Origin of the sequence: Aquabacterium sp., assembly GCF_041915145.1 — a bacterium.
GTDB lineage: Bacteria > Pseudomonadota > Gammaproteobacteria > Burkholderiales > Burkholderiaceae_C > Aquabacterium.
Genome location: NZ_JAYSBZ010000102.1, coordinates 1 through 8,107, shown reverse-complemented (window position 1 = coordinate 8,107; position 8,107 = coordinate 1). Strand labels below are relative to the sequence as shown.

The 8,107-nt window shown below is 67.3% G+C and carries 7 protein-coding genes; 5 read left to right on the top strand and 2 right to left on the bottom strand.

Annotated features, from left to right (window positions below; genetic code table 11):
- On the bottom strand, positions 1–557 hold a 557-nt coding region (locus tag ACE3SS_RS13995), incomplete at its 3' end, for an aldehyde dehydrogenase family protein (RefSeq protein WP_374594963.1).
- A 229-nt stretch (positions 558–786) separates the two neighbouring features.
- Between ACE3SS_RS13995 and ACE3SS_RS13990 the strand changes: the two genes are divergently transcribed.
- Positions 787–2,739, top strand: a complete 1,953-nt coding sequence (locus ACE3SS_RS13990) for a sigma-54-dependent Fis family transcriptional regulator (protein ID WP_374594961.1) — start codon at positions 787–789, stop codon at positions 2,737–2,739.
- The gene (locus tag ACE3SS_RS13985; protein WP_374594965.1) at positions 2,736–3,719 is read left to right on the top strand and encodes an acyltransferase family protein; all 984 of its coding nucleotides are present in this window, start codon (positions 2,736–2,738) and stop codon (positions 3,717–3,719) included. The genes ACE3SS_RS13990 and ACE3SS_RS13985 overlap by 4 nt, the downstream gene beginning before the upstream one ends.
- A gap of 30 nt (positions 3,720–3,749) precedes the next feature.
- Here ACE3SS_RS13985 and ACE3SS_RS13980 read toward each other — a convergent pair whose 3' ends face one another.
- Entirely contained in the window at positions 3,750–4,778 is a 1,029-nt protein-coding gene (locus ACE3SS_RS13980) for an NAD-dependent epimerase/dehydratase family protein (protein ID WP_374594959.1), read from the bottom strand.
- Between the two features lie 217 nt (positions 4,779–4,995).
- On the opposite strand from ACE3SS_RS13980, the gene ACE3SS_RS13975 reads away from it, so the two are divergent.
- From ACE3SS_RS13975 to ACE3SS_RS13965, 3 genes are all read left to right on the top strand, one after another.
- Positions 4,996–6,165: a glycosyltransferase family 4 protein gene (locus ACE3SS_RS13975; RefSeq protein WP_374594957.1), complete on the top strand. Its 1,170-nt coding sequence runs from the start codon at positions 4,996–4,998 to the stop codon at positions 6,163–6,165.
- A gap of 24 nt (positions 6,166–6,189) precedes the next feature.
- On the top strand, positions 6,190–7,692 hold the full coding sequence (locus ACE3SS_RS13970; RefSeq protein ID WP_374594955.1) for a hypothetical protein: 1,503 nt from the start codon (positions 6,190–6,192) through the stop codon (positions 7,690–7,692).
- A partial coding sequence (locus tag ACE3SS_RS13965) for a glycosyltransferase (RefSeq protein ID WP_374594953.1) occupies positions 7,689–8,107 on the top strand: 419 nt, incomplete at its 3' end. The genes ACE3SS_RS13970 and ACE3SS_RS13965, both read left to right, overlap by 4 nt.

Below are 8,107 nucleotides of genomic sequence, written 5' to 3'. Positions count from 1 at the left end.
ACCACGCAGTTGCCCGCCCCCAGCGCCGGGGCGAGCTTCCAGGCCGCCATCAGGATCGGGAAGTTCCACGGAATGATCTGCCCCACCACGCCCAGCGGCTCATGGAAGTGGTAGGCGATGGTGTTGGCGTCGATCTCGCTGAGCGTGCCCTCTTGCGCGCGCAGCACGCCGGCGAAGTAGCGGAAGTGATCGGCCGCGAGCGGGATGTCGGCGTTCAACGTCTCGCGGATCGGCTTGCCGTTGTCCACCGTCTCGGCGTAGGCCAGCAACTCGAGGTTCTGCTCGATGCGGTCGGCGATCTTGAGCAGGACGTTCGAGCGCTCGGCTGCCGAGGTTTGCCCCCATTTGGCGGCGGCAGCGTGGGCCGCGTCGAGCGCCAGCTCAACGTCCGACGCGCCCGAGCGGGCCGCCTTGGTGTAGGGCTTGCCGGTGATCGGTGTGATCACGTCGAAATACTGCCCATCGATGGGCGCGACGAATTTGCCGCCGATGAAGTTGTCGTAGCGCGTCTTGAATGCGATCTTGGCGCCAGCGGCGCCGGGCAAGGCGTAAGTCATGTCGAGGTCTCCTGTTGAGTGGACAAGCGGTCGAATAAACCGACCAGCCGCCGCGCACGGCGCGTGCCATGCCGCAAAGGCCGTCTAAGTGCTTGATTTATTTGAGGCAAAGCCCGAATCGCCTGCGCCGTGAACTGTTCACGGCCTGTGGCACGGCGAGCCACTGTCTCGAAACGGCACAGGGAGTCTCCCGGTGCCCCGCCCCCCCTGGCGGCTCATACTGAGCGCCGTGAACCCGACCGCCCAAATCCACCCCCTGCACCTGTCCAGCGGCAATCGGTTGCGCGAGGCGCGCCGCCGTTTGATCGAATCGGGCGAAGTCCCCGCCGAGCTGCTGCGCGACAACCTGGCGCATTCCTGGCAGCGCAGTTGCCGCGCCGGGCTGCAACCGCTGAGCGAGCTCCACGACACCCCCCTGGCGGACGCCACCGAGCTGCGTCAGGCGCTGGAGCGCCAACAACATCTGCTGGCGCAAGCGCGACCGGTGATGGAATTCGTGTTCGACCAGATGCGCGACACCGGCAGCATGGTCGTGCTGGCCGACCCGCGCGGCCTGCTGCTGCACACGCTGGGCGACGCCGATTTCATCGAGCGCGCCGACCGCGTCTCGCTGCGCCCTGGCGCGCTGTGGCACGAAAGCGATCGCGGCACCAACGCCATCGGCACCGCGCTGGCCGACGCCCGGCCCGTGGTCATCCATGGCGCCGAGCACTTTCTGGAGCGCAACACCTTCCTGACCTGCGCGGCGGCGCCCATCGTCGACCCGCGCGGCACGCTGCTGGGCGCGCTCGACATATCGGGCCACCACCGCAGCCAGCACCCGCACACCTTTGCCCTGGTGCGCTCGGCGGCTCGCATGATCGAGCACCGCCTGTTCGAGGCTCGCCACGCCGCCGACCTGCGCGTGCGGCTGCACCCCCACGCCGAGGGCCTGGGCACCGTGGGCGAAGGGCTGCTGGCCGTGTCGGAAGACGGCTGGATCGTCGGCGCCAACGCGGCCGCGCTGGTCTGGCTCGACCTCTGCACTAGCGACATCGGCGCGACCACGCTTGAGCGCGCGCTGGGCGTGCGTACCGGCGCCGTGGCGGCCGGCCTGGCGCGGCACGTCACCACCCCGGCGGGCCTGGCCCTGCACATCCGGGCCGACGTGGCCCGCCCCACCGTATCGGCCCCCGGCCCTGCTCCGTCGGGCCTGCGCGCCGTGCCGCGAGCGGGCCGCAACGTCGGCGCCGGCCGCGTTCAACCGGTGGAGCTCGACCCGCAACTCGCCGCCGCGCACAACCGCGCGATGCGTATGCAAGACCACGGCATCCCGGTGCTCCTGCAAGGCGAATCGGGCAGCGGCAAAGAGGTGTTCGCACGCGAGCTGCACCGCAGCGGCCCGCGCTCGAGCGGCCCCTTCGTGGCCGTGAACTGCGCGGCCCTGCCCGAAACCCTGATCGAGGCCGAGCTGTTCGGCCACGTTGCCGGCGCCTACACCGGCGCGCGCCGCGAAGGCGCGCCCGGCCGCATCCGCGAGGCCCACGGCGGCACCCTGCTGCTCGACGAAATCGGCGACATGCCCTTGTCGCTGCAGGCCCGCCTGCTGCGCGTGCTGCAAGACCGCGAAGTCACCCCGCTGGGCGGCGGCAAGGCCGTGCCGGTCGACTTCTTCCTGATCTGCTCCACCCACCGCAACCTGCGGCACGAGGTGAAGGCGGGGCACTTCCGCGAAGACCTCTACTACCGCCTCAACGGCCTGACCGTGCAATTGCCGGCACTGCGCGAGCGACGCGACTTTTATGCGCTCACGGCCCAACTGCTGAGCAGCATCGCGCCCCAGCAACAACTGTGCATCCACCCCGACGTGCTGGCCGCCATGCAGAGCCACCACTGGCCCGGCAATGTGCGCCAGCTGCACAACGTGCTGCGCGCCGCCTGCGCCATGCTCGACCCGGGCGAAACCCAGCTGCAGTGGCCGCACATGCCCGACGATCTGCTCGAAGACCTCAACGCCTACGCGCCCCAGCCGGCCGCGGCCCCCAGCGCCGAGCCCGACGGCACCGACCTGCGCAAGCTGTCCGACCGAGTCATCGAGCAAGTGGTCGAAGCCACCGGCGGCAACCTCTCCGAAGCCGCGCGGCGCCTGGGCATCAGCCGCAACACCCTGTACCGGCGCATGAAGCGCGGCGCGGCAGCCTGATCACCGGCATCCTGCTCGACACCCAAGGCTCGGCCCGCCCGCTGCGCGACTTCTTCGTGCGCCGCGTGCTGCGCATCTTCCCGCTGTACTACGCGGTGCTGATCGTGGCCTTCGTCATGCTGCCGCTGCTCGGCATCACGAGCGCGTCACTGCAATTCGACACGCCACATCAGATCTGGCTCTGGACGTATCTCTCGAACTGGACGGCGCCGTTTCCCGATCTGGCCAGCCGCACCTTTCCGCACTTCTGGTCGCTCGCGCTCGAAGAGCAGTTCTACCTCGTGTGGCCCTTCCTGCTGCTGGGCCGCACGCCACGACAAGTGCTGTGGCTGGGCCTCGGCCTGGCCTTGCTGAGCCTGGCCGCTCGCGTGCTGATGTACGAAGACGACCTGCCGCACGGCGTCGTCGCCACGGCCACCTACACCTTCTCGATCTGCCGCATCGACGCCCTCGCCCTGGGCGGCGCCATGGCGGCGGCCCTGCGCATTCCCGAGCTCAGCAGCCGACTGCGCCAGCACCGGCAAAAGCTGCTGCTCGGGGCGGCCGCGCTGGGCGTGGCCGGCTTGTTCGTCACGCACGGCTACACACGCGTCGGCGCCATCGAGCAAACCGCGGGCTACGCAGTGCTGTCGGTGGTGTTCGCCCTGTTCGTGTGCGCCGGAGCCTCGGCCGACGGTGCCGACCAGGCACAGCCCGATCGACGCGCCGATCAAGCCATCTGGGCTCGTGCGCTGCGCCACCCGCTGCTCGCCACCATCGGCCAATACAGCTACGCGATGTACGTGCTGCACAAGCCCATTCACGATTTCATCGGCAAGCCGGTGCTGCAAAAGCTGGGCGTCGATGCGCTGGGGTCAGCGTGGGTCAACGTGGTGTATGTGGCCGCGGGGACGGCGGTCACCTTCGGGGCAGGCTGGCTGTCGTATCACCTGTTCGAGCGCCACTTCCTGACACTCAAAGACCGCTTCGCGCCCCGCTGAGCCAGGCCCGACGCGATCGGGCTCGCGGCCTCAGGCCACCGACCTCACGTACCAGCTCACCGCCTCGACCAGCCCCTCGCGCATGCGATGCGAGGGCTCGTAGCCCAGCAGGCGCCGCGCCTTGCCCACGTCGGCCAACGAGTGGCGCACATCGCCGCGCCGGAAGTCGCGGTATTGCGCCTTGAACACCGCCACGTGGGGGTGATGCGGCAGCAGCGCCGCGCGAATGGCCTCGAACAAGTCGTTCAGCGTGGTGCGGTCGCCCACGGCCATGTTGTAGACCTGATTCGTGGCCTCTGCCGACTCGACTGTTGCGGCCAGCAAGTTGGCCTGCACGGCATTGGCCACGAAGCAGAAGTCGCGACTGGTCTCGCCGTCGCCGTTGATCCAGACCTCGTCGTTCTTGATCATGGCCGCGACCCATTTCGGGATCACCGCCGCATAGGCGCCGTTCGGGTCCTGACGCGGGCCGAACACGTTGAAGTAGCGCAGCCCGATGGTGTTGAAGCCATACGAGCGCGCGAACACGTCGGCATACAACTCATTGACGAACTTGGTGACGGCGTAGGGCGACAGCGGTCGCCCGATGCGCTCTTCGATCTTGGGCAGGTTGGGCTCGTCGCCATAAGTGGAGCTCGACGCCGCGTAGACGAAGCGCTTGACCTGCGCATCGCGCGCGGCCACCAGCATGTTCAAGAAGCCGTCGATATTCGACGCATTGGTGGTGATGGGGTCGTCGATCGAGCGTGGCACGCTGCCCAGCGCAGCCTGGTGCAGCACGTAGTCCACGCCCGCGCAGGCCTGGCGGCAGTCTTCGAGATGGCGAATGTCGCCCTCGATCATGCGAAAGCGCGCCCAGCGCGCCTCGCCCACTTCGGCGCGCACCAGTTCGAGATTGTGGCGATGACCGGTCGAGAAGTTGTCGAGCCCGACAACGTTTTGATCGAGCTCGAGCAAGGTCTGCAAGAGGTTGGAGCCGATGAAGCCCGCCACACCGGTAACCAGCCACGCGCGCGGTTGAGTGCGTAAAACCGATTGAAGTTGCGCGTATGCGTTCATGACTGCCTCAGCTCAAGACCAGATAGACGAGCCGGCAAGGATAGGCGCGAAGCCCGTCTCCGCTGCATCGCGACAGGCCCTGACTCAGGGGGGAGCGTGCCTCGCAATCGTGTAAAGCGAGAAGGATTACCGTTGCCGCAAAACCCATCATGCGATACTGACCGACTGCTTTTTCAGCATTCAAATATCGGCTCTCAGCCCTCCGAATACCGGCTTCATGCGCATTCTGTACCACCATCGCACGCAAGGAGAGGAGCCCGAGTCGATCCACATCTCCGCGATCGTTCAGGCGCTGCGTGATCTGGGCCACGACGTGCTCGTCATCGGCCCGCCCAAGGCGGCGCACCGCGCAGAAATCACGGCCCGTCCGCCGCTGATCGCGCGCATCAAGGAAGCCGTGCCACGGCCGGTTTTCGAGCTCATGCAACTGGGCTACAACGCGCTGGGTTACGTGCGCTTGCGCAAGGCCGTGCGCGCCTATCAGCCCGACCTGATCTACGAACGCTACGCGCTCTACAACTTCGCCGGGCCGCTGTTCGCGCGCCTGCACAAGATCCCGCTGGTGCTCGAGGTCAACACGCCGTACGCGCAGGCCTGGGCCCAGTATTACGGCCTGACGCTGCGCCGCCTGGCGCGCTGGATCGAACGCCGCACCATGCTGTGGGCGCACCACGTGATCACCGTGACCGAGGTGCAGCGCGGCATGCTGGAGCGCGAAGGCATCCCGAGCGCGCACATCAGCGTCTGCCACAACGCCATCGACCCCGACTGGTTCAACCCGCGGCGCCACGTCGACCCCGATCTCAAGGCCCGCCTCGGGCTGCGCGAGGTGGTGGTGGGTTTCGTCGGCACCATGAACCGCTGGCAGGGCATCACCGAGTTTCCGGCCGTCATCGCCAAGGTGCTGACGCAATGCGACAACGTGAGCTTTCTGTTCGTCGGCGACGGCGAGTTTCGTCAGCAGCTTGAAACCTTCTGCCGCGAACAGGGCTACGCCGACCGCGTGGTGTTCACGGGTCGCAAGCCGCACCGTGAAGTGCCGCCGCTGGTGGCCGCGATGGACATCGCCGTCCTGCTCAACTCCAACAACTACGGCTCGCCCATGAAGCTGTTCGAGTACTGGGGCATGGGCAAGGCCGTGATCGCGCCCAGCGTGCCCCCCGTGGTTGAAGTATTGAAAGAAGGCGTGACCGGCATCATGATCGAGCCCGGCAATGCGGCACAAATGACGGACCACATCATCCGCCTGGCGCAAGACACCACCCTGCGACAGCGCATGGGCGCGGCGGGCCGCGAGCACGTCGCCGCGCACCACACCTGGCGCGACAACGCCCAGACCATCTTGCGCGCGCACCGCCTCGTCGTCGAGACCCTCGGCCAACCTTGATCTTCGAGACATTGAATAGCGTCCATGCTGAAACGGCGGCTTGACCTGTGGTTGCCAACCTATGCGTTGGAAACGCCGGCCCGACTGGCCGGCAAGCTGGCGCGCCGCAACCGGCTGACGCATCTGATCTTTCTGGTGTGCGACCACTACGAGCCGCGCCACCAGGCCAAGCGCACAGACCAACCCGCCGAGCGCGTGAGCACCTGGCATCGCGAGTACGCGGCCATGCAGCGCCGCTGCGAAGCCAGGTTCGGCACCACGCCGCTGCACACCTTCTTCTACCCACCGCACCACGGCAGCGAACACCTGCCCGCGTTGGCGCAGATGGTGTTCGACGGGCTGGGCGAGGTCGAGCTGCATTACCACCACCACGGCGACACGGCCGAGACGCTGCGCCGCAACCTCGGCGCCAGCCTGGCCGACTACCGCAGCTGGGGCCTGCTTCAAGAGTCGGGCGAGCAGCCCACGCAGCGCTTTGGCTTCATCCACGGCGACTGGGCGCTCGACAACTCATGCCACGGCCGCTATTGCGGCGTCAACGGCGAGCTCAGCATCCTCGAAGAATTCGGCTGCTGGGGCGACCTGACCATGCCGTCGGCCAACGAGGCCCAGACGCGCAAGATCAACTCGATCTACTACGCGGTGGACAACCCCGCGCGCTCGAAGTCTCACGACTGGGGAGAGGATGCCGCCGTCGGTCGTCGCCCCGATGGCTTTTTCCTGATGCAGGGGCCGCTCGGCATCAATTGGCGCGCGCCGGGTTACCCGCGCATCGAGAACGCCAGCCTCACCACTGAAAACTGGGGCCGCGCCGACCGCATCCGCAAATGGATCGATTGCCAGGTGCACGTGAAAGGCCGCCCCGAGTGGCTGTTCATCAAGCTGCACACGCACGGCGCCGTTGAGCGCGACTTTGATGGCCTGTTCGGCGAGCGCGCCTTCGAGATGCACCGCCTGCTCAACGAGCACTACAACGACGGCCAGCGCTTCAAGCTGCATTACGTCACCGCGCGCCAGGCCTGCAACATCGCCAAGGCCGCCGAAGACGGCAAGGCCGGCGACCCCTCGCAGTGGCTCGACTACCGCATCGCCAAGCCGGCGCATGCCTTCTACGTGCTCGATGCCCCCCACCGGCTCGAACGCTGCACCGCGCAGCATCTGACGCTCACGGGCATCACCGCGGCATCTGGTCAAGACGCGCAGTTGCGCACCCGTATCGGCCCGATCCACTCAGTCAGCGGGCCGCTGCGGTCGCTCGACCTCGACGCTCGCCAGGGTCTGCTGACACTCGAAGCCCCTGAGCCCGGCAGCAACGTCACACTGACTGTGGTCCCCCATTTCGAGTTGCTGGGCGTCGAGGGTGGCAACCTCACCGCCGCCCCGCCGGCTGACGGCGACATGCAAACCCTGCGGTTCACTGCCGGCCCACGCACGGTCATCCGCTTTCAGCGGGCCGGGCAGCCGGACTCGTCCTCGCCGGGCGCTCAGCCTGCCGCCCCCCTCACGCAACCGAGAGCGCACGCATGATCGAAGCAGTCTTTTGGGTCTCGATCTTCCTGCTGGTCTATCCCTATCTGGTCTACCCGTTGCTGATCGCCCTGCTGGGCATCGTGCGGCCGCGCCCGGTGCGCAAGCAAAACGGGTATCAACCGAACGTCACGGTGCTGATCCCGGCCTACAACGAGGCCGATTGCATCGAGGCCACCTTGCGCAACATGCTGCGCCAGACCTACCCCAAGAACAAGCTACAGATCATGGTGGTGTCCGACGGCTCCGACGACGGCACCGACGACATCGTGCGCCGCTTCGCCGACCAAGGCATCGAGTTGCTGCGCCAGGAAGGCCGCGGCGGCAAGGCGCTGGCGCTGAACGCCGCCGTGCGGCATGCCACGGGCGAGATCATCGTGTTCTCCGACGCCAACTCGCTGTTCGCCCCCGAAGC

What these genes read in the sequence shown, in the direction of transcription:
- ACE3SS_RS13980 (WP_374594959.1), bottom strand. Translation starts at nt 4,778, where the DNA reads ATGAACGCATACGCGCAACTTCAATCGGTTTTACGCACTCAACCGCGC.
- ACE3SS_RS13975 (WP_374594957.1), top strand. Translation starts at nt 4,996, where the DNA reads ATGCGCATTCTGTACCACCATCGCACGCAAGGAGAGGAGCCCGAGTCG.
- ACE3SS_RS13970 (WP_374594955.1), top strand. Translation starts at nt 6,190, where the DNA reads ATGCTGAAACGGCGGCTTGACCTGTGGTTGCCAACCTATGCGTTGGAA.